A 21,316-nucleotide genomic window follows, 5' to 3' on the forward strand; every position below is an offset into this window, starting at 1 on the left:
GGTATGTGTCCAGCAAAAATTGCTGAAGGTCAGCAAAGGGGATTTATAATTCCAATCGGGGGGGCAGAAGAGCGTGTTGATGACCCAATAATTCTACAACGTTTTGTAGAATTATGTGGCGATGAAAATGCCAATATAGTGATTATTCCAACCGCGTCACAGCTTGCTGAGACTGGGCCAAATTATGAAGTTATTTTTCGTAATCTTAATGTCAAAAATGCGATATCTTTACCGATAAATAGCAGAGAAGATGCTGAGCGCGAAGATTATTTAGCCGCACTTGAAAACGCAACAGGTATTTTTATTACCGGTGGTAATCAATTACGCTTGTCGACTATATTAGGCGGTACTTCGGTTGCACAGAGTATAAGAAAATTAAACTCTGAAGGTGTGCATGTTGCAGGAACATCTGCAGGTGCCGCTATTATGCCTGAGCATATGATTGCAGGTGGCTCTACCGGTGCATTACCTAATGAGCAAGGTGTAACTTTTGCTCCTGGCTTAGGTTTAATAAGTAAAGTACTTTTAGATCAACACTTTAGTCAACGTAATCGTTTAGGACGTCTACTTTCTGCTGTTTCATATAATCCTTTTGCTTCAGGACTAGGAATTTGTGAAAATACCGCGGCCTTTATTGCGCCAGACGGGTTACTAGAAGTAGTTGGACACGGAAGTATTACGGTAGTTGACCCTTCTGATTTGCAGCACAGTTCAATGGCTGAAGCTCGTACAGGAGATTCCATTACCTTGATAGGGTTAAAACTTCATATGCTTAGTCACGGTGATACTTATTGTTTAAATACTCGAGTCGCATCACCTAAAGCCGTTTAGTCTCTTTAGATACCAATAAGCTAAGCTAAAATTTGCCCATAAATAAACGCATTATTTATGGGCAAATCTCTTTAAAAGGCTCACAAACGCCGCTTCTTTTTCATTGAACCCGAATAAAAAAACACCTTTCTACGACGCTATTCACCATAACTTTTTGGCTGACTTTCCTTGCGCATTTTATCATTAGCAAGTTTAGAAAAAAATTGTCTTGTCTATTAGTAAAACCATGGTATCTTTTTGTTATACCATTATTTTTTTATGGCAATTTTTTACTTCTATTCGATCTTATAAAGATCTTAAGTGTAATGCGTTGAAACTTCTCGGTTTGTAACTCAACATATGCACATCAATAGAACCTGTGCACATAGTCAGTTCAGTATCACCGTGATTTATTCCTCCCAATAATTGTCATATTATATTTTGTTGCACCCTGTTTTCGACAAAAGGTTCAACTTGTAGGTACACATAATAATAATTCTAATCACCTGATTTTTGGACATATAATGAAAATATTAACAAGTAATGTTTATGTTGGCCCTAATGTTTACGCCCATTTTCCTGTTATTCGACACGCTGTTGATGTTGGCATATTAGAGCAATACCCTTCGGTAAAATTAGGTAAAGAATTCATTGATGGCTTAATTGAAGCCTTACCCGGTTTAAAAGAGCATGGCTGTTCATACGGCGAATCTGGCGGTTTTATTAGGCGCTTGCAAGAAGATGAAGGTACCTGGATAGCTCACATATGGGAACATGCAACCTTAGAACTGCAATGCATGGCCGGTACTGAAGTTACTTTTGGCAAAACCAGAGGCAATGGCGAAGTTGGTCAATATGACATGGTCTTTCAGTACAAACAACGAGATGTTGGATTAGCTGCTGCTGAACTTGCCAGAAACCTGCTTATCTCAGTGATGCCAGTAAATATTCAAGCACAACTACAAACAAAATTAGAAGCCGATTTCGATTTTGCAGAAGAGCTATCAAACTTTATTCGTTATGCACAGCGCAAAGAATTTGGTCCAAGTACTCAATCTTTAATAACGGCAGCCGAAGAACGTCATATCCCATGGCTACGGTTAAATCAGTACAGCTTAGTACAATTTGGCCATGGTAAATACCAACAGCGCATTCAAGCCACCATTACTAGCCAAACGAATCATATTGCTGTTGAAATATCTTGTGATAAAGAAGACACCCACAATTTATTAAATGATCTCGGTTTACCTGTGCCTAGACAACAAATGGTTTATTCTGCCAAAGATGCCATAAAAGCAGCAAAACGTATTGGCTTACCGGTTGTACTTAAACCATTAAATGCTAACCATGGCCGTGGCGTCTCTATCGATTTAACCACTGATGAGCAAATTAATACAGCATTTGATTTTGCCCGCGAACAAGGCACCAGTAGAGCTGTTTTAGTTGAGTCATTTTTAACCGGTTTAGATCATCGAATGCTTGTTGTTAATGGCGAACTTGTTGCTGTCGCAAAACGCGTACCGGGTCATGTTGTTGGTGACAATAAACACACCATTATGCAATTAATCGATATTGTAAATGAAGACCCACGTCGGGGTGTTGGCCATGAAAAAGTACTCACTCAACTCGAAATGGACTCACAAGCAACCCGTTTAGTTGAAGAAGCTGGCTATAGCGTTGATACCATATTACCTGAAGGCGAAATTTTCTATTTACGTTCAACCGCTAATTTATCAACGGGCGGCACCGCGATAGACATGACTGATGTAGTTCACCCTGACAATAAAGTGATGGCTGAACGAGCGATAAAAGCCGTTGGTCTTGACGTTGGCGGTGTTGATTTTCTGACCTCTGACATTACTCAATCATATAAAGATATCGGCGGCGGTATCGTTGAAGTCAATGCTGCGCCAGGTTTTCGTATGCATGTTGCACCAAGCCATGGCAAACCTCGTGATGTTGCTGGCAAAGTTATTGATATGCTCTTTCCACCTAATACACCCACTTGTATCCCTATTGCCGGCATTACAGGTACCAACGGTAAAACAACAACTTCACGAATGCTTTCGCACATTTTAAAAACAGCAGGACATGTTGTAGGTATGACATCAACTGATGGTGTGTACGTTGATGGTCTGTTATCAGTAAAAGGCGATATGACCGGACCCGTTGCATCACAAATTGTCTTAAGAGATCCTTCGGTTGATATTGCTGTTCTTGAAACTGCCCGTGGTGGCATCGTTCGCTCAGGTTTAGGTTATAGAGAAAGTAATGTTGCCGCCTGCATTAATGTTCAACCCGATCATTTAGGCTTAAAAGGTGTTGATACCCTAGAACAACTTGCTGAAATTAAACGTATTGTCGTTGAAGTAGCCAAAGACGCGGTTATACTTAATGCCGACGACCCACTTTGTTTAAAAATGGCCGACCATACTCAAGCAAAACATTTATGTTATGTGACTATGAATTCAGGACATGGTTTAGTTAGAGAGCATATTCGCGCGGGTGGACGTGCCGTGGTGCTTGAAAAGGGCATCAATGGTGAAATGATCACCATCTTTGATAACGGTGCGCATATCCCATTACTTTGGACACATTTAATTCCTGCTACACTGGAAGGTAAAGCCACTCATAACGTACAAAATGCGATGTTTGCCGCTGCCCTCGCCTATTCTCTAGATAAACCACTTGATGCAATTCAACAAGGATTAAGAACGTTTAACACCACCTTCTATCAAGCACCGGGGCGAATGAACGTCTTTGATGAACATCCTTTTAGAGTTATTTTAGATTATGCTCACAACGCCGATGGTGTTCGCCATATGAGCGAATTAGCGACTAAATTAGACGTTAATGGTAAGCGTATTGCGGTATTAGCCGCACCGGGAGATCGCCGTGATGAAGATATTGAAAACATCGCCAAAGCAGCCGCTGGACATTTTGATTTATATATCTGTCGCGCCGATGACAATCTTCGTGGACGTGGTAGTGATGAAGTGCCGCAAATGTTAGCTGCAACGTTAAAAGCACAAGGTATCAGCGAAGACAATATCTTGATGATACCTGACGAGGTCACAGCTACTGAAAAAGCCTTGTCGATGGCAAATAAAGATGATTTAGTGATTGTCTTTGGTGATGCGATTACCCGTTGTTGGAAGCAAATCATTAATTTTAACGGTAGTGAAGATAATCCAGCAGAAACATTAACAAAACCCGTGCATACCGTTGTTTCGATGTTAAACACCGATGAACCTGATCCCTTTATACTAGAGTCAGGCATGAAGTTAGTTAAGGATGATCGAGGCGTTCGCATTGTTTCAACCATAGAAGAAGAAAGTGATTAAAACCAAGTTAATGCAGTTATTTGCCATTAACTTAAGATGAATAAGCTTAACCTCGCTAGGTGATGTGTTACCAACATAACCTAGCGGCATAAATTAGCGGCATAAACTAACGCAGCCTATTGTTAAACCAATAAAGCTGCGTATTAGTTTTTGAAATCATCATCGAGCTTGTCATACAAATAATGACCTAACAAAACTGTCTCAAAGTGAACAATTATATTGATACAGCTTTACCTTCTTCTCACTTTCCTAACAGCGCTGCGTTGGGAATAAATTTAATCAAATTGGTATGCCATGAATAACCTTATAACCTTAACATTAGATGACCAGCGACGGCTTACTGGCAAAAGCTTATTATGGAATAAACCCGGCGCGATTATTGATGCTTTTGTCTCAGGCATCGATAAGCAAACAGTCGTTGATCAGTGGTTAATTTACGTTAATCAGTTATTGGCAGCAGTCGATTGGCAAGATGAATCTACGTGTTATCGTATTTTTGAAGACGGCATAAGCCTTGCGATAAGTGCGCCAATGGATGCCTTGTATGCATCTTGCGATGTCAACGAAGCCGCATGGGATTTTGCGTGTAGCAAAATTTTAACCGGCAGTATAAGTGACACTCATCAACAAGAAATGGATAAAACCGTCACTCGTCTTAAACAAATGATTGCCGAAGAGGCTAACCCTGCTCTACTTAACTTAATAGATTTAGCCATAAATAATCATGTCGATTATTTAGTTGATGATGATGAGTTTTCGTTAGGTTACGGTAAAAGCTGTCAACGCTGGCCAGTGACATCATTACCAGATCCAACGCAGCTCAATTGGCAACACTACCAATCAATTCCTATTGCATTGGTCACTGGCACTAACGGAAAATCAACCACCGTGCGTATCATGTCTGAAATTATTAAGCAGTCTAATAAATGTTGCGGTGTCACCTCGACTGACTTTATTCGTGTTGGCGAAAAAATAATAGATTATGGTGATTATTCAGGACCCGGTGGTGCACGAATGTTACTTCGACATCCAGAAACCGAAACAGCCATTCTAGAAGTCGCGCGCGGCGGAATATTGCGCCGTGGCCTACCCATAGATCACGTTGATGCCGCATTAATTACCAACATAGCTGAAGACCATTTAGGGCAATATGGTATCAATACCGTAGCAGGGCTTGCACAAACCAAAGCGGTTGTAGCAAAAGCGCTAACTAGCGGTGTATTAGTGCTCAACGCTGATGATCCGTATTTAACAGCACTTGCACCAACATTAACCGTTAATAAATGTTGGTTTTCATTAAATGAAAATAATCCAGTACTTCAACAGCATAAAGCCATTGGTGGTGCTATTTGTTTCATCCGTGACGGCGCAATTTTTTATTGTACGCAAAATACCAGCACTGGCGAGCGCCTTGAATCGATGATCGTTGCCGTTAACGATATACCTATGACATTAAACGGCGCTGCCCGACATAATGTTCAAAATGCCTTAGGGGCGACCGCTTTAGCTAAGAGCTTACACATAGATAGCGCAGTGATTGGTCTTGCCTTGCAAAATTTTTCAAGTAATGTTGACGATAATCCGGGCCGCGGTAACCAATTTAAACTCAATGGCGCTTCGGTTATTATGGATTTTGCCCACAATGTTCATGGTATGAATGCCATGGCACTGACCATGGCCAATATACCAGCATCACGAAAGTTTTTGATGCTTAGTCATGCAGGTGATCGCAGCAATGACGATATTATTAAAATGACAAAATCAGCCTTAAAAATGAAACCTGATATATTGGTTGCGGCCGAAACTGTCGAGTACTTAAGAGGAAGAGAGCTTGGCGAAATATCAAATTTAATAGCTAAAGTAGCGATTGAAAGTGGTATGTCTGCCGATAACATCTATTTTTCAGAGGGTCCTTATCAAGGTGCGCAACAGATTGTTAATCAACTGTCAGCTAATGATTTAGCACTGTTAATCGTTTTATCTGAACGAAATAAAGTGATCGAGTTATTAACCAAAAAGGCAAATCAAACAGCAGGTATGTCGTAAACCATAAAATCATCAATAACATTGAATAATAGAGAACTTTAGAAAGCCGCTGAGTGATTTAAAAATAGCTCAGGCGGTTACTAAAGTTTACTTTTAAAAGACTAAAACAGCAGTTGCTGTTTTGAAAATCGATTGTGTTAGGTTTCATCGTTTAATTGCTTTGCGCTTTCCAGTAAATAAGGAGCAAGTGTGCTTTTAAAATCGAGTGTTGCCCCCAACTTATTGGCTAGCAGTATCATACCGGTAATTTTACGATTGACTAATGCAACTTCAAATATCGGAGATGCTATCGCTGTTTTATCGGTAATTAATGGCATACTAACCTCTCTAATTCGCTTAATCAGTTGTTGTTTTTTTAAGTTGTAGCCCGTATTACTTTGTAAACAATAACTAGCTTCAAAACACGTCTTTAGCACAATATCTATCGCGGTATCACTCATGTTATTGTCAACTAAACCAAGCGAATACAAGGCTGAACGCATGTCATTATTATCTTGACGCTGCATTGCATCAGCCATAGCAAGATAATGTACTGAGGTATGTTGAGAGAGCTGCCGGCAAGCGCCAAAATCAAGTAACACTATTTTTTGTGTATCGCTCTGATACAAGAAATTAGCAAAGTTGGGATCACTTTGCATAAGTTTATGCGTAAATAGCTCTTGGTAAGTTAAATCCATTAATTGGCTACAGACTAAATCAACAATACCAGCACTCATGTTACTAATATCAGTGATGGGAGAACCTTCGATATATTCCATCGTCAGTATATTTTTGTCCGTTAGCTCGTCAACAACAAAGGGCACAATAAAGCGAGGATCGTTACCCAGATTTTCACGATAAGTGTTAAGAAATTCCGCCTCCTGCAAATAATTAGCTTCAGCTTTAAGCTGTGCTTTTGCTTCAGCGAGCACGCTAGTCAAATCAATATGTTTAGGTAAAACGCCACTGAGTTTTAATAAATTCATGACGTTATCAATATCACTGTCAATGCTTTCTCTAACACCCGGGTACTGGACCTTAATCGCCAACTGACGACCATCCTTTAGTGTTGCCCGATGAACCTGACCAATACTTGCCGATGCGATGGGGGTAAATGAAAAATAACTAAATTGTTGATGCCAGTCTTTTGACCAAGACGCAGCCAAGGTTTTCAGTAGTTGCGCCTTAGGCATAGGGTCAGCTTCTTGGCGCAATCTTGAAAGAATAGGTTCCCATTCGATAGGCAGTAATTCACCGGCATCCATGGAGAGTAGTTGACCAAGTTTCATCGCCGCGCCGCGCATATGTGCTAAACGCTTGGTGATAGATATAGCGTTGTCAATATTACGTAAGGACTCAGTTAATGATGGACGTTGTCCACTGAGCATTTGTTTTGTCGCACCTTTAACAATATTACCGGCAACCGCTGAGGCCAAACCGCCCAACTTAGCGAGACGAGCAATTCTTCCGGAAGGTACTTTCCGCTCTTTACGTTTGTCGGTCATCGCAAAATGGCTTGGTTGGGCATGTTAACTATTACCTTAATGTTGTTTACTCTAGCCTCCATACTATTTATAGCAAGCGGTGAGAGGCAAGAATAAGATTAACAAAAATTAAGCCGGCAACCAATGACATTACAATCAAAAAAGACAGGTTACTTCAACACGTTCAATTACTAGCTTATTTTTAGGTATTTATGTATTTCGAAGACTAAGATAATGCGTCAATTAAACAGCATAGAAAGCCGTTCAGTCTCCTATAGCTAACGCTATAACATTATTTGGGATTGTATAGATTGATATGAAAGGATTTTAGAAAACCGCTTGATTATTATTAAAATAATCAAGCGGTCACTAGAATAGTTGAGTTGACCACATAAGCCGGGTTTTGTATCTCTTTCGAAAAAGAGTGACAATCATTCGTCTAGGCCTTAAATCGCTCTAAGGCTCAAGCAACCTACCCGGTTTCAACGCGAGCCACGCCATATGAAACCCTATTTGGTCTTGCTCCGGGTGGAGTTTACCCTGCAATTACTGTTACCAGCAATCCGGTGCGCTCTTACCGCACCCTTTCAGCCTTACCTGTGAAGTTCCTAGAAACAACCATCGGCGGTCTTCTCTCTGCTGCACTTGTCGTCGGCTCACGCCGCCCAGGCGTTACCTGGCACCCTGCTCATTGGAGCCCGGACTTTCCTCCCCCTCATACCTATATCTTCAGTTTACACATCTGATACAAGAATAAAGCAGCGATTGTCTGGTCAACTCGGCGCGCATTTTACCTTAATTTTTACCGATAGCCAATTGATAATATATTTAGTTACTGACCACTAATAAATAAAGCGTAAATTACTTCATTTCAAGGGCTATTTCATACAAAGCGTTCTTTTTTACTCCGTATATTTCAGCGGTGATCGCACAGGCTGTCTTTGGCTTCATTTCCGCTAACAGTAATTTCAGCGTAGCAATAGCCTTTGCTGGAATAGCGTTCGCATCAATTTTTTTGCCTTCTATGATTAAAACCATTTCACCTTTTAACTGATTTGGATCTTCTTTTAACCAAGCTAGTAAGTTTTCAGCAGTATCTGAGTGGACGGTCTCGAACGTTTTTGTTAACTCACGAGAAATAACCACCTGACGGTCTCCACCCAATACTTTGACAATATCTTCAACGGTATCAATTGCTCTACGTGGCGCATCATAGAACACCATAGTGCGCGGTTCTTCTAATAAGTTTGCTAACGTTGATTGTCTAGCACCTGATTTTGAAGGAAGAAAACCTTCAAATGAAAAGCGATCTGTGGGTAAACCCGCGACAGATAGAGCAGCAATTGCTGCACAAGCACCCGGAATAGGAGAAACAGGTAAATTAAGTTGTCGGCAATGGCGAACCAAATGAAAACCAGGATCACTGATTAAGGGAGTTCCGGCATCTGAAACCAGTGCAATGCTTTTGCCTTCTTGTAAAAGTGTTGCTACATAGTCTTGACGTTGGCGTTCATTATGGTCATGTAATGATAATGTTTTGTTTTTGATAGAATAAGCAGATAATAATCTTTGAGTATGGCGAGTATCTTCACAGGCAATAATATCCACATGAGTTAACACATCAAGTGCGCGTTGACTGATGTCGGTTAAATTTCCGATGGGTGTGGCGACGATGTAAAGCGTGCCTGATTCTACAAATACTGACGACATAATGAATACTTAAGTTGAGACTGATGAAGATGAAGTTTATTATAAAGCTAACTAATAAAGTACGGATTTATCGCTGGTGAGCCAAACTAATTTTTTGTTTTCTAAAAAAAGCACTTTTTATCGAATTACTACACTCTTTTCTGTCGTTCTATTAACAACGACATTATTGACAAGTTGCGGTACTTCCAAAAATATTGCCGCCAATAAAGGCGCAATCGACTCTCGAAATCAACCATTAGCGAGTGCCAATAATAAAATAACCTCACAACAGTTGCTGTCGGCTGCACAAACACAAGAAGTAAAAACAGCAATCGCCACACTTATTGATGCTAGTGAATTACTGATTGGTGAGGAGAGTTATAATCAAGCACTATGGTTATCTGAGCAACTCACAACATTGACTGACAATTCACAAGACAATTACCGTCTAGCATTGGTAAGTGCAGAAAGTTTACTTAAGCTAAATGAGGTTGAATTAGCCTTTAAGCAGCTTGAAGTTGCTAATAAAATTTCAACCGATAATAACGCTATTCATCGCGAAAACTACTACTTCTTACTGGCTGATATACAGCAGCGTAGAGCATTAGAAATTAGTGCGGTCAACGCTAAATTGCATTGGTTTTCCAGCAGTTCAAATACAGACGTTGATGATATTTATGGGCTATGGCAAGCATTAAGTTTACTGTCTACTTGGCAAGTCAGCCAATTAGCAGAGCTTGACCCGCCTTATATTAAAGGTTGGCAACAACTATTAACTTACGCGCATAAATTTGGCGGTGATATTAACCGCTTTGATGCTTACTTAAGTCAGTGGCAAGGTGATTTTTCTGCGCACCCCGCACAAGCGATTATTGAAACATTAAGAAGAACAGAACAAAGCCCACAAGCACTTATTGAAAATATTGCTATTATTTTACCCCTTTCCGGTAAACAAGCGTCTGCAGGGAAAGCTGCCCAGCAAGGGATCCTAGCCGCTTATAGTAATATTCCCAATAAAAACTTAACCTTTATCGATGCTGATACACTTGACTGGACCTTATTAAATGAACAGCTAATCGCCTTAGATAGTCATTTTATTATTGGTCCTTTGCTTAAAAATAATGTTGATAAGTTCCTTGCCCAAGGTGAAATTTTGCTACCTAGCTTATTGCTTAACACCCCAAAAGTTCAGCAACGGAGCGCAGAGCAATTCATTCTGTCGATGCGTCCAGAAGACGAAGCTTACCAAGCAGCAACAACATTGAGTCGAAAAAATTATCGCTCACCAGTCATACTCAGCCACCGAGATACCGCCAGTAAAAGAATTGCCCGAGCCTTTAGCAAACAATGGCAACTGATTAACGGCTATGCTCCTGAAGTTGTTTATTTCGAAAAAGGCAAAATGATGCAAGAGCAACTCAAAGCTAGCTTAGAGGTTGATAGTAGCCAAGCCCGTATCAAGGATTTGAAAATAAGAGTAAAACAGAGTATCGATTCAGAGCCAAGAAATCGCCGTGACATCGATATGTTTTACTTAGTGGGTTCACCGGCACAAACAAAATTACTAAAACCGTACATTGATGTTAATACCAGTCCTTTTGCTACTATTATCCCGGTTTATGCTAGCTCTCGCAGTCATAGCAGTAAACAAGATTCAAGTAAGCATAATGATCTTCGTAACCTTATATTTACCGAAATGCCTTGGCTATTAAGTAGCCAACAACAAAATGCTCAATTAGCTGATTTGAGTAAAACGCTTTGGCCAAGTCGCACTGACTCTTTACAACGCATCTTTGCCATGGGTTATGACAGCCTATATTTAGTCGATAAACTGCCGCTAATGAAACAAAAACCCTATGTTCGTCATTATGGTCAAACCGGTATATTAAAATTAAACAGTAATAACACCCTAACGCGAAGCTTATTGTGGGGCATATATCAAGATGGCGAGGTCGCTGAAATTGCCATGGACTAAGCCAGTTACGACTAAAAAAACTGGCGATATTACCGAAAGGTACGCGGGAGATTTTTTGGTGGCACAAGGCTTAATTATTGAAGAAAAAAACTACACCTGCCGGTTAGGTGAAATTGATATAATCGTCAAAGATGCTGACACTTATGTCTTTGTCGAAGTAAAATATCGTGCTTCGATGTCGTTTGGTGGTGCTATTTCAGCAATATCAACGAAAAAACAGCAAAAAATTAGGAAAACAGCTGCAATTTATCTGCAACAATGTGGTTTAAACGAATATAATACTTCTTGTCGATTTGATGTTATTGCTTTACAAGGTAATATAAACAATCTCGATATTACCTGGCTAAAAAACGCCTTTTAGAGTCAATAAACGGAGCTAATTTCATTTATGTTAGAACGGATCAAAAGCAACTTTACCGAAAGTATCCAAACCAAAATTGCCGCCAGTGAATTACTAGCAGGCCCTATTGAGCATGCTGGTATGATAATGGTGCAAAGCTTATTGGCTGGTAATAAAATACTTGCCTGTGGTAACGGCGGTTCAGCCGGTGATGCACAGCACTTTTCAGCCGAGTTATTAAACCGCTATGAAACTGAACGACCACCTTTGCCGGCAATAGCCTTAACAACCGACACGTCGACGATTACTTCTATCGGGAATGATTATTCCTTTGATGAAATATTTTCTAAACAAGTGCGAGCATTAGGTAATAATGGTGACGTTTTACTCGCTATTTCAACCAGTGGTAATTCTCGCAATGTCATAAAAGCGATTGAAGCAGCAGTATCTCGCGACATTCCTATTATCGCATTAACCGGCGGTGATGGTGGTGATATTGCAGGTTTACTGGGCGAAAACGATGTAGAAATACGTGTACCTTCTTCACGTACGGCTAGAATTCAAGAAGTACATTTAGTGGTAATACATTGCTTATGCGATATTATTGACACGACTTTATTTCCTCAAGATGCCAATTAATATGATGCGAAAAAAATTATTAATAACCCTAGCAAGTATTGTACTTTTGCAAGGGTGTGTTGCTGCTGCTGTTGTTACTATTGTCGGTGGAGCATCTGCTGCTACCGATGAGCGTAGTATTGGTACACAGTTGGACGACCAAAAAATTGAATTTGAGGCCAATGCTAAGCTTGGCAAACATCAAGCCCTCGAAGACAACACTAATCTACAAGTGATCAGTGTTAACGGTAGTGTCTTAGTTATCGGGCAAGTGCCCAATACCTATTTACGCGATCTGGCGATAAAATCGATTAATGAAGTTAAACAAATTGTTCAGCTACATAATCAAATTCGTATCAGTAATACCACTTCTATTACGACCAGAAGTAATGATGTTTGGTTAACATCTAAGGTTAAAGCGGCTCTTTTTGGCAGTGACAACATCGATGCGACTAATATTAAAGTGGTTACTGAAAATGGCGAAGTATTTTTAATGGGCTTAATAACACAAGCACAAGCTAATGAAGCCGTAGAGATAGCCCGTAATGTTAGCGGCGTCAATCGTGTATTCAAAATATTTGAATACATTTAACGATAAGTTACTTACCATCGCGCTCATAAAAAAAGCTTCACAAGTTAATACTTGTGAAGCTTTTTTATTATTTGCTGCTTGCCATAATAACGACTGAAATAAATTTAAAACAGTTTCAGCATAACCGCTAATATACCAACAAAAATTATGGTGTCTTTAGTAATTACTTGATCACTTTTAAGCTAGGCTTACCTTTCGCTGAACCCGTTTCAGACTTGGTTTTTACAGTGCTGCTCTTATCTGAAGAGACACTAGATAAACCTACTGGCTTTACTGGACTTATTTCTTTATCAAGTTCTGGTTCAGGGTGTTCAATCGCAAGCGATGTCCCTGCACCATTCTCTTTTGCATAAATAGCACTTATAGCACCGTAAGGCACGACCAGCTGTTCAAGCTTACCACCAAAACGTGCGCTAACTTCAATGGCATGATCAGCAAGAGAAATAGAGCCAACAGCTGACATTGAAACGTTGAGCACAATTTGCCCATCAGTCACATAAGCTGTTGGAACTAACACACCATAGACACTCGTATCTACAGCAATATATGGTGTAAGGTCGTTATCAGAAATCCACTGATAAAAAGCTCTCACTATATAAGGCTTGTTAGAGGTCATCTCTGGAGATATCAAGGTTAAAACATACCTAAACGTATTTCACGTTCTTCTTCAGTTAACGATGCTTGAAATGACTCACGTTCAAATAACTTCAGCATGTAACCTTTAAATTCTTTAGAGCCTTCACCATCAAGTTCAATACCTAAAGCAGGTAAACGCCATAATAGTGGTGCTAAGTAACAGTCAACTAAACTAAATTCTTCACTCATAAAGTAAGGCGCTTCATTTAAAATTGGCGCTACACTTAACAAACTTTCTTTAAGTTCTTGACGAGCTTTGCTTGCAGCGTCTGCTGGGCCACTCATAATTATTTTTGCTAGACTGTACCAATCTTGTTCTACGCGATGCATCATCAAACGGCTACGACCACGTGATACCGGATAAACTGGCATTAATGGTGGATGAGGAAAACGCTCATCTAAGTATTCAATAATAATTGATGCTTCGTATAGTGCTAATTCACGATCAATTAACGTCGGTACTGTGCCATAGGGATTTAAGTCGAGTAAATCTTCTGGTAAGTTAGCCAAATCAACTAAGTGAATATCAACGCCAACACCTTTTTCAGCGAGTACGATGCGTGTTTGATGACTATACATATCATCAGCATGAGAATATAAATTCATCACTGAACGCTTGTTTGCTGCTACGGCCATAATGCCTCCAAAAATCTGTAATAAAAAACTAACAAAGGGGGCCAAAGCCCCCCATAAATAAAACGCTGTACATTAACAATAATTGTTAGTGTACATCCTTCCAATATTCAACTTTAAGTAAGTAAGCAAAAATAAGGAAAATAAATAAGAAACCTATTACCCAATATCCCATAGCTTCACGCTTAAGCTTGCTTGGCTCACCGGTGTACTCTAAGAAATTGGCTAAATCACGAGCAAAGGCATCGTACTCTTCAACGGTCATAGAACCACCCGTTGCTTCACTGAGTTTACCATTTTCGTCCATCGTACGAACACCTTGTAAACCCTGTAAAACATGCGGCATACCCGCATTTTTTAATACCGTGTTATTAACGCCAAAGGGACGCTCAGGATCAACGTAGAAAGAACGCAAGTAGGTATAAATATAATCAGGCCCTGGTTTTAAACGCGCCATTAGCGTTAAATCAGGTGGTGTATTACCAAACCATTTAGCCGCATCTTTTGCTGGCATAGTATTAGTAATATGATCACCGACTTTTTCACCCGTATACATATAATTAGCAATACCATCGGCTTCACTAATACCTAAATCCTCAAAAGTACGGTTGTATCTTTGGTACTGTAACTGGTGACAACCTAAACAATAATTAATGTAAGATTGAAAACCACGTTTAAGTGACTCTTTGTCACTTAAATCATTACCGGCTTTGTCTAAATGAACACCACTGCTAGCAGCAAGTGTAAGCATAGGCACAAGCGCAAAAATTCCAAAAGTAAAAGCTCTAATAAATTTATTCATTATCCTGAAACCCTCTCTGGAACTGGCTTAGTTTTTTCGTTCTTACTGTATACCCATAAGGCAAGAAAGAAACCAAAATAACCAAACGTAGCGATAGTACCAATTAAGTTATAGACCGGTGTTGATGGCAATGTACCTAAAATACCCAAAGCAATAAAACAAATAACAAATTGCGCTAAGTTAACCGTATGAGCAGTACAACGGAATTTAATAGATTTCACTGTACCACGGTCAAACCAAGGTAATAAGAATAAGACAATGATCGCAGAAAACATACCAACTGCCCCTAATAACTTATCAGGGATAACACGTAAGATGGTATAGAAAGGACCAAAATACCAAACCGGTGCAATATGCTCTGGTGTTTTCAAACCATTTGCAGGTTCAAAATTCGGCGCTTCCATAAAGTAGCCACCGCCTTCAGGGTTGAAAAACATTACCCAAGAGAAAATGATTAAGAAGATAACGATCGCCACTAAATCTTTAACCGTGTAATAAGGGTGGAACGGGATCGCATCGACGATATCGTATTTTTTAGTATATTGCTCATGGAAAGTAAATTTACTGTGCTCTTCTAATGGCACACTACCTTTAGGTTTTTTAATATCTGTGCCTTCAGGGTTGTTCGAACCCACTTCATGAAGTGCAAGAATATGTAAGAAAACTAATACAACTAAAACCAGTGGCATTGCAATAACGTGTAAAGCAAAGAAACGGTTTAAGGTAGCACCTGATATAACGTAGTCACCACGTATCCAGAGTGTTAAGTCATCACCTATAATTGGAATAGCACCAAACAGAGAAATAATAACCTGCGCGCCCCAATAAGACATATTACCCCAAGGTAATAAGTAACCCATGAAAGCTTCAGCCATAAGCACTAAAAAGATCAACATACCGAAGATCCAAAGTAACTCACGAGGCTTTTGGTATGAACCGTACATCATGCCACGGAACATATGCATATAAACAACAACAAAGAACGCTGACGCGCCTGTAGAATGCATATAGCGAAGTAACCAGCCGTAATCAACATCACGCATGATGTATTCTACAGAAGCGAATGCACCTTCACCTGATGGCTCATAACTCATTGTTAACCAAACACCCGTTAACAATTGATTGACGAGTACGACACTCGCTAAAACACCAAAGACATACCAAAAATTAAAGTTTTTAGGTGCAGGGTATTGACCAGCATGCTTGTTTACCGCGTCGGTTAACGGTAAACGTTTGTCAATCCACGCCATTAAATTAGCTAACATTATGCTTCTCCTGCGCTAACACCAATTAATAAGGTGTCTGCTGTTGGGAATGAATGCTCAGGAACCACCAAGTTTGTTGGTGCAGGAACGCTTTGAAAAACACGACCAGCCATATCGAATTTAGAACCGTGACAAGGACAAAAGAAACCGTCTTTTACACCTTCAACAAACTCTTCAAAATCGCCTTGGTGGTGAGTAGGAGCACAACCTAAGTGAGTACACACGCCTAAAGCAACCATAAACTCAGGCTTTATTGAACGATATGCATTGGCTGCATAAGTAGGTTGTTGAGGCTCTTCTGAACCTGGGTCTTTCAATTGATCGTCATGCGCCGCTAAAGTTGATAATATTTCTTCAGTTCTACGGACCACATACACAGGTTTTCCTCGCCATTCAGCGCGGATTAATTGACCTGGTTCTATTTTACTAACATTGACTTCAACCGGAGCACCTGCAGCTTTCGCTCTAGCACTAGGGTTCCAAGAACCAATGAAAGGCACAGCCAAACCGACAACACCAACACCACCTACTACCGAAGTAGCAGCAGTTAAAAAGCGTCGACGGCCGTTATTCACGGGCGCATTGCTCATTCAAAATCTCCAAATAACATTGTTTCAAACAAATTCGAATTATTATTCTCACAGCTACAGTGAGTTGCGAGAGGAAATACTTTCCAATTGTTTGCCCAAACTTGCGACAAAAAATTTTTCTGATAATAAAGAAATAAGCACTTTTTTACAAGTAAAAATAAGCGAAACATCAGTTATATATCTTAATTTCACTGACTTTGTCACTTTAAACACACAGCTAAATACGAAAGATTATTATTCAAAAAAAGCGCAGAAAAGAATAGTTTCTCTTTCGCTATCCGATAAATTATTTTAATGCTTATATAGTTGAGTGTAATTGCTAACCATCGAAAAAGTGCTCAGTAAACAGCTCAATAATACGACTATTTTCCCGCATATTATTTTTATTACTGATACTTTAAAGTTTACCATTTTATTGGAACTCGCACTGTATTATTTATTATCGCCTAAGGTCGCTTTTATAATAAACAGCCCACGAAGTTACCTTACTGCGGATGCTCATTTTTCTAAATGACAGATATAAAAAAACCGACATAAAGTCGGTTTTTTGAAAACGTATAAGGTAAATATTAACGTTTTGAAAATTGTGGCTTTTTACGAGCCTTGTGTAAACCAACTTTCTTACGTTCAACTTTACGAGCATCACGAGTTACGAAACCAGCTACACGTAGAGAACCACGTAAAGTTTCATCGAACTCCATTAATGCACGAGTAATACCGTGACGAATTGCGCCAGCTTGACCAGAAATACCACCACCAACAACAGTGATGTTAAAGTCAAACTTTTCTAACATTTCAACTAATTCTAATGGTTGACGAACAACCATACGAGCCGTTTCACGACCAAAGTATACAGAAATGTCACGCTTGTTAATTGTAATTGCACCGTTACCAGCTTTCATGAACACACGAGCAGTTGAGCTCTTGCGACGACCAGTACCGTAATATTGATTATCAGCCATTGCTTAAAGCTCCAAAAGTTGTGGTTGTTGTGCAGTATGCTTATGTTCAGTGCCCGCGTAAACTTTAAGCTTACGGAACATTTCACGACCTAAAGGACCTTTAGGTAACATACCTTTAACTGCGAATTCTAAAACACGCTCTGGAGCTTTTTCAATTAGTTTTTCAAAACTAATTTGCTTAAGACCGCCTGGGAATTCTGTATGCGAGTAGTAAATTTTACCTTTCGCTTTATTACCAGTTACTTTCACTTTCTCAGCGTTAATAACAACGATGTAATCGCCAGTATCTACGTGAGGAGTATATTCTGCTTTATGCTTGCCGCGTAAACGGGTTGCAATTTCAGTAGCGATACGTCCTAAAGTCTTATCTTCGGCGTCCACTAAGAACCATTCGCGTTGTACGCTTTCTGGTTTTGCTACAAAAGTTTTCATTAAAAAACCCAATATTTATTATGTTACTTTAAATGATGAATGCTAAGAATTAGCATCACCGGTTAAAAAGACCACGCTCTACCCCTTCGAGTATCGAGTCCATCGCCACTACTTTTCACAAAAGTCAAAAACAGTAGGCATTTGTAACGCAGGGAGCGCGGATTATACAGAAGTTATCTACTAAGATCACCTATAAATCACAATCAATTGCACTTTTTTTAAACTTTTATCACGAATACAATCGCTAGCTAGTAACTAACCACATTTTGAATCGCCGCAATTTAAGCAAGTAGGGCAATTGTCTAATGAGATTACCGACTTTTGATAACATTTTACACATTGGCTTGCTGTGGTTGGAAAAGCTAATAGCTCACTTCCCTCTTTAGCTTTTATTGTTTGGCGCTTTTCCTCAATGTAGGCTTGTTGGTGGTTATCTCTTTCACTTTTTGGCAACATATCTAATGCCTTTAAATGTGTTTCAATAACATGGCCAATATCAGCGACCACCGATGGCATAAATATACCTGTGCCTCTTTGGTAATAGCCACCTTTGGGGTCAAATACTGCTTTTAGCTCTTCGACTAAAAAGGTGCAGTCACCTCCCTTGCGAAATACCGCTGAAATAACCCGTGTTAGCGCCACTACCCAAGAATAAAACTCCATATTTTTTGAATTGACAAAAATTTCGAAAGGACGGCGAGTTTCTTGGTCACTTTCTTGATTGAGCAAAATATCATTAATAGTAATATAAAGAGCATGGTCTGATACTGGCGGTTTTATTTTATAAGTAGAACCAATTAACATTTCAGGACGTTTTGTACTTTCGGTGAGTTTATCCGCGATGCCTTTTATTTTTTCTTTAACAGGCAGCTGATCAGCAACTAACACCTTAACCGCAGTGATCGCTTGATTAATTTCTCTCATTATTAGTTTCCTCGTTATTTTTTGCCAGGGCTTTTAGAGCTTACCGTAGTAACCTTCTTTTAAAGCGTCATGAAGATTTGCAGCCGTATGCGTTTCGCCGTCGTAAACCACCTCTTCATTACCTTTCGCTAAAATCTCAGTGCCATCGGCTAAGGTAAACTGATACGTTACATTAGCGAGTTCTTCGTCTTTTACTAATACGCCTTGATGGACTTCTGGGTTAAAACGAAAAGTCGTACAGCCTTTCAAGCCCTGGTCGTATGCATACAAATAGATATCTTTGAAGTTTTCATAATCGATATCAGTTGGAACATTAATTGTTTTTGAAATAGACGAGTCTATCCAGTATTGTGCCGCAGACTGAATATCAACATGTTCTTTAGGAGCGATGGCATCGGCAGATACAAAATAGTTAGGCAGCTTTTTATTGTCATCTTCGCTATATGCCAAAGCATCTTTATTGATAAAATGACGATATGCCAGCAGTTCATAACTTGAAACAGCGACGGATTCTTTTGATTTCTTACCTTGACGAATAATATTGCGGTGATATTCATGTGCAAAGCTTGGTTCAATACCATTAGATACATTATTACCTAGACTGAGCGCTAAAGTGCCTGTGGGTGCTATTGAAGAATGATGTGTAAAACGGGCGCCAACCTCAGCTAACGCTTCGACAAGTTCAGGATTTTCTTCAGCGATACGCTGCATATAACGACTGTATTTTGCGTGCAGAACTGAACCTTTTATTTTATCCGCCACTTTTATGCCGTCTTTTATCATTTCGGGGCGTTTTACTAGCATTTGCTGAGTTACCACGAACGTTTGTGCAAGTATCGGCGCAGGACCTTTTTCTTTTGCTAAATTTAACGCTTCTTGCCACCCCGTTATCGCTAAAACTTTTGATACTTTGTCAGTAAAAGCCAGGGCTTCAGGACTATTATAAGGTATTTTTAATAATGTCAGAGCTGAGCCTAATCCTAAGTACCCCATACCATGACGGCGCTTACTTTGAATTTCTTGCTGTTGTTCAGGCAGTGGTAAGCCATTAATTTCTACTACGTTGTCGAGCATGCGGGTAAAAACTTTAATAACTTCGCGGTATTTATCCCAATTAAATTTCGCACTAGAAGTGAAAGGTTGCTCAACAAATTTAACTAAATTTACTGAACCCAGCAGACAAGCACCGTTGGGCGGTAATATTTGTTCGCCGCAGGGATTACTTGCACGTAGTTTTTCACAAAACCAGTTGTTATTCATTTCGTTAGCATGGTCAATGAGTAAAAAACCTGGTTCAGCATAGTCAAATGTATTGCTCATTATCATATCCCACAGCCTAACAGCTGGTATCGTGCTATAAATTTTACAGGCGATTTTACCTTCATGATTCAATACATAATTATGTTTTTTAATATAAGCGTTATCAAAATAATTCTCTTTGAAGAGTATTTTATCCCGATCGGTGATAGCGATATCATCGGCAAGTAACTCTTGGTGAGAAATAGGAAAATTGAGTAACCAGTCTTGTTGATTTTTTACAGCAGCAATAAATTCATCACTGATCAGTAGTGATAAATTAAATTGCCGTAACCGACCATCCTCGCGCTTCGCTAAAATAAAACGTTTAACATCAGGGTGAGAGATATCAAAAACCCCCATTTGCGCACCACGCCGCCCGCCGGCAGAACTAATGGTAAAACACATTTTATCGAAGATATCCATGAACGACAGTGGACCTGAAGTTGTGGCACCGGCGCCAGCAACAAAGGCACCACTAGGTCTTAAAGTTGAGAATTCATAACCAATACCACACCCCGCCTTTAACGTTAGGCCTGCTTGGTGCACCGCAGTTAATATACCCGTCATTGAATCGTCGATAGTGCCTGAAACCGTGCAGTTTATTGTTGATGTGGCGGGCTTAAATTTTTTGGCACCTGCATTTGATATTATTCGTCCCGCAGGATAGGCGCCACATTCCATCGCCCAAACAAATTTCTCGTACCACTTTTTCTTATCTTTATTTTCTATATCCGCGAGCGCTAAGGCAACTCGATGAAATGTTTCTGAAATAGTATTCTCTTGCGGGTGGCCATGTTTGTCTTTTAAGCGGTATTTTTTATCCCAAATATCAACTGAAGCGGCTTGTAATTTAATACTTGTCGCTAAGCCTGGTGAAAAAGCGTTTGTCATCAGCA

General features: G+C 39.7%; 18 protein-coding genes and 1 other RNA gene. 7 read left to right on the forward strand and 12 right to left on the reverse strand.

Going from position 1 to position 21,316, the window contains the following annotated elements; translation table 11 throughout:
* The first annotated feature begins 3 nt into the window (after window positions 1-3).
* The 3 genes from H4J69_RS02665 to H4J69_RS02675 all read left to right on the forward strand — a co-directional run bounded on the left by H4J69_RS02665 (window position 4) and on the right by H4J69_RS02675 (window position 6,200).
* Complete coding sequence (locus tag H4J69_RS02665; RefSeq protein WP_182221773.1) at window positions 4-831, forward strand: cyanophycinase; 828 nt, start codon at window positions 4-6, stop codon at window positions 829-831.
* A 503-nt stretch (window positions 832-1,334) separates the two neighbouring features.
* On the forward strand, window positions 1,335-4,154 hold the full coding sequence (gene cphA, locus H4J69_RS02670) for a cyanophycin synthetase (protein ID WP_182213673.1): 2,820 nt from the start codon (window positions 1,335-1,337) through the stop codon (window positions 4,152-4,154).
* Between the two features lie 294 nt (window positions 4,155-4,448).
* Window positions 4,449-6,200, forward strand: coding sequence for a Mur ligase family protein (locus tag H4J69_RS02675; RefSeq protein WP_220465262.1), 1,752 nt, complete (start codon window positions 4,449-4,451; stop codon window positions 6,198-6,200).
* Window positions 6,201-6,337: 137 nt separating this feature from the next.
* Here H4J69_RS02675 and H4J69_RS02680 read toward each other — a convergent pair whose 3' ends face one another.
* From H4J69_RS02680 to rsmI, 3 genes are all read right to left on the reverse strand, one after another.
* Window positions 6,338-7,684, reverse strand: a complete 1,347-nt coding sequence (locus H4J69_RS02680) for an AarF/ABC1/UbiB kinase family protein (RefSeq protein WP_182213676.1) — start codon at window positions 7,682-7,684, stop codon at window positions 6,338-6,340.
* 354 nt (window positions 7,685-8,038) lie between these two features.
* Window positions 8,039-8,444: RNase P RNA component class A (gene rnpB, locus H4J69_RS02685), an RNA gene on the reverse strand.
* Window positions 8,445-8,524: 80 nt separating this feature from the next.
* Complete coding sequence (rsmI, locus tag H4J69_RS02690) at window positions 8,525-9,373, reverse strand: 16S rRNA (cytidine(1402)-2'-O)-methyltransferase (protein WP_182244038.1); 849 nt, start codon at window positions 9,371-9,373, stop codon at window positions 8,525-8,527.
* A 76-nt stretch (window positions 9,374-9,449) separates the two neighbouring features.
* Here rsmI and H4J69_RS02695 point away from each other — a divergent pair, with 76 nt between their 5' ends.
* Genes H4J69_RS02695 through dolP form a run of 4 tightly spaced genes read left to right on the forward strand, consistent with a single transcriptional unit; the run spans window position 9,450 to window position 12,877 of the window.
* Window positions 9,450-11,327 carry a penicillin-binding protein activator gene (locus tag H4J69_RS02695; protein WP_182221767.1) on the forward strand — a complete coding sequence of 626 codons (1,878 nt, stop codon included), beginning with the start codon at window positions 9,450-9,452 and terminating at the stop codon, window positions 11,325-11,327.
* Window positions 11,314-11,688, forward strand: a complete 375-nt coding sequence (locus H4J69_RS02700; protein ID WP_259366350.1) for a YraN family protein — start codon at window positions 11,314-11,316, stop codon at window positions 11,686-11,688. The genes H4J69_RS02695 and H4J69_RS02700 overlap by 14 nt, the downstream gene beginning before the upstream one ends.
* A gap of 27 nt (window positions 11,689-11,715) precedes the next feature.
* Entirely contained in the window at window positions 11,716-12,306 is a 591-nt protein-coding gene (locus tag H4J69_RS02705) for a phosphoheptose isomerase (RefSeq protein WP_070375790.1), read from the forward strand.
* 4 nt (window positions 12,307-12,310) lie between these two features.
* Window positions 12,311-12,877, forward strand: a complete 567-nt coding sequence (gene dolP, locus H4J69_RS02710) for a division/outer membrane stress-associated lipid-binding lipoprotein (RefSeq protein WP_182213870.1) — start codon at window positions 12,311-12,313, stop codon at window positions 12,875-12,877.
* Window positions 12,878-13,040: 163 nt separating this feature from the next.
* On the opposite strand, the gene H4J69_RS02715 is transcribed toward dolP, so the two are convergent.
* The 9 genes from H4J69_RS02715 to H4J69_RS02755 form a co-directional block, all read right to left on the reverse strand.
* On the reverse strand, window positions 13,041-13,493 hold the full coding sequence (locus H4J69_RS02715) for a ClpXP protease specificity-enhancing factor (RefSeq protein WP_182221806.1): 453 nt from the start codon (window positions 13,491-13,493) through the stop codon (window positions 13,041-13,043).
* A gap of 17 nt (window positions 13,494-13,510) precedes the next feature.
* On the reverse strand, window positions 13,511-14,149 hold the full coding sequence (gene sspA / locus H4J69_RS02720; protein ID WP_070375788.1) for a stringent starvation protein SspA: 639 nt from the start codon (window positions 14,147-14,149) through the stop codon (window positions 13,511-13,513).
* A gap of 85 nt (window positions 14,150-14,234) precedes the next feature.
* Entirely contained in the window at window positions 14,235-14,948 is a 714-nt protein-coding gene (locus H4J69_RS02725) for a cytochrome c1 (protein WP_182213685.1), read from the reverse strand.
* Window positions 14,948-16,213: a cytochrome bc complex cytochrome b subunit gene (locus H4J69_RS02730; RefSeq protein WP_146799547.1), complete on the reverse strand. Its 1,266-nt coding sequence runs from the start codon at window positions 16,211-16,213 to the stop codon at window positions 14,948-14,950. The genes H4J69_RS02725 and H4J69_RS02730 overlap by 1 nt, the downstream gene beginning before the upstream one ends.
* The gene (petA, locus tag H4J69_RS02735) at window positions 16,213-16,803 is read right to left on the reverse strand and encodes a ubiquinol-cytochrome c reductase iron-sulfur subunit (protein ID WP_070375785.1); all 591 of its coding nucleotides are present in this window, start codon (window positions 16,801-16,803) and stop codon (window positions 16,213-16,215) included. Before petA ends, H4J69_RS02730 begins: the two co-directional genes overlap by 1 nt.
* Before the next feature lie 569 nt (window positions 16,804-17,372).
* Window positions 17,373-17,765 (reverse strand): 30S ribosomal protein S9, encoded by a 393-nt coding sequence (gene rpsI / locus H4J69_RS02740; RefSeq protein ID WP_182169313.1) that lies wholly within the window; start codon window positions 17,763-17,765, stop codon window positions 17,373-17,375.
* 3 nt (window positions 17,766-17,768) lie between these two features.
* Window positions 17,769-18,197, reverse strand: a complete 429-nt coding sequence (gene rplM / locus H4J69_RS02745; protein ID WP_070375783.1) for a 50S ribosomal protein L13 — start codon at window positions 18,195-18,197, stop codon at window positions 17,769-17,771.
* Between the two features lie 255 nt (window positions 18,198-18,452).
* On the reverse strand, window positions 18,453-19,121 hold the full coding sequence (locus tag H4J69_RS02750) for an NrdJb (protein WP_182244037.1): 669 nt from the start codon (window positions 19,119-19,121) through the stop codon (window positions 18,453-18,455).
* A 33-nt stretch (window positions 19,122-19,154) separates the two neighbouring features.
* The gene (locus H4J69_RS02755; RefSeq protein ID WP_259367700.1) at window positions 19,155-21,311 is read right to left on the reverse strand and encodes an adenosylcobalamin-dependent ribonucleoside-diphosphate reductase; all 2,157 of its coding nucleotides are present in this window, start codon (window positions 21,309-21,311) and stop codon (window positions 19,155-19,157) included.
* Window positions 21,312-21,316 lie beyond the last annotated feature (5 nt).

It is taken from the genome of Colwellia sp. BRX10-9 (assembly GCF_014077405.1).
GTDB lineage: Bacteria > Pseudomonadota > Gammaproteobacteria > Enterobacterales > Alteromonadaceae > Colwellia_A.